At 35.5% G+C, this 1,824-nt stretch carries 1 protein-coding gene; it reads left to right on the plus strand.

Translation table 11 applies throughout. The features are described from left to right. Window positions 1-1,824: dynamin family protein (locus tag AC1DTM_RS24905; protein ID WP_477001138.1), on the plus strand; the 1,824-nt coding region annotated here is incomplete at both ends.

Below are 1,824 nucleotides of genomic sequence, written 5' to 3' on the forward strand. Positions count from 1 at the left end.
ACGTAGCGGCTAGTGAAGAAGAGATTAAAGGAACGAAAGCTTTAAATATTCAGCGTATATTAGAAAAAGTGAAGAAAGCTGAAACGATATTAGATCCATTGCCTACAATGAAACATTTACAGCAAGAAGTAGTTGGAAAAAGACAGCGTGTAGAAACGAAGCAATTTACAGTAGCGTTATTTGGAGCTTTTAGTGCTGGGAAATCATCATTTGCTAACGCATTGCTTGGTGAAAAGGTACTTCCTGTATCGCCAAACCCAACGACAGCAACAATAAATCAAATTTTGCCAGTTACAGAAGATAAACAACATGGAACGGTAATTGTCCAGTTTAAATCAGAGCAAGCGCTGTTAGAAGATATGAAAGCTGTTTATAAAATGTTTCACTATGAAATTGCTACATTGGAAGAAGCGTTAACGCAAATTGATAAAATTATGAAATATCCTTCACCAAGCGGGAAGCAAAAAACAACATTTAGCTTTTTACGAGCGGTACAAAAAGGATATGAGGCAGTTGCTAATCATTTAGGGGAACAAGTACAAGTTACGTTAGAGGAGTTCTCTGATTATGTAGCTAATGAAGAAAAATCATGCTTTGTTGAGCATATGGAGCTTTATTATGATTGTGCTTTAACAAGGCAAGGAGTAGCGCTTGTAGATACACCAGGGGCGGATTCTATTAACGCTCGCCATACGGATGTTGCATTTCAGTATATTAAAAACGCAGACGCTATTTTATTCGTAACATACTATAATCATGTTTTCTCTCGCGCAGATCGTGAGTTTTTAATTCAGCTCGGTCGTGTAAAGGATACATTTGCACTTGATAAAATGTTCTTCTTAATAAATGCTGCCGATTTAGCACAATCCGAAGAAGAACTTGAAATGGTAAAAGGTTATATTGCGGATCAGCTCTTACAATACGGTATTAGAGATCCACGTTTATTTGCAATTTCAAGTTTATGTGCACTTGAAGAAAAGCAAGGGAAACGTATTGATAAAGAAAAGTATGGTATTTTACAAAACTCTGGGATTGCTAAGTTTGAAGAATCATTTACGTCCTTTATGATGAGGGATTTAATGCTTGTATCTGTGCACGCTTTATATAGTGCATTGCAAGGAGCGAATCAGCTTCTTGTAAATATGATAAATGGCGCGAAGCAGGGAAATGATGAGAAAGAGAAGCAAACAAAAAAATATGAAGCAGAGCGTGATCAGCTACTTCATATTATTTCATCATATAGTGTACTTGCTGAAGAGCAAGCAATGCAAAATGAAGTGAAAGAATTGCTTTATTATGTACACCAACGTCTATTTTTACGCTATAACGATGTGTTTACTGAATTTATTAATCCGGCGTCGTTACGAACAGACGGGAATGTGAAAATGCAGTTGCAACAATGTGTAATGGAATTAGTTTCATTTATTCAACATGATTTATTACAAGAAATGCGTGCGACATCATTACGTCTTGAAAAATGGATAGATGAAGCGATGAAGCGTGCAAAGGATGAAATTGTTGTGAATTGCAAAGTGGAAAATGAATCGATTTCTATGGGTGGAACAGTGGATTATGAATATAAAGTTATTACACATAAAGAGCCGTTTCCTTCAATAGAAATAAAAGATTTTAAAAAGGCACTGGGACATTTTAAAAATGAGAAAAGCTTTTTTGAAAAAAATGATAAAGCTTTTATGCAAGAAGACGCTAAAGGAGTGTTAGAACCTTTCGTATCAAACTATGTAGCTGATGAAGAAGATTTATTCGTTCATCATTATAAGCAAGAGTGGGATGCAAAATGGAACCTATTCCAAAAAGTGATGC

Source organism: Bacillus sp. P4_D3 (assembly GCF_056401855.1).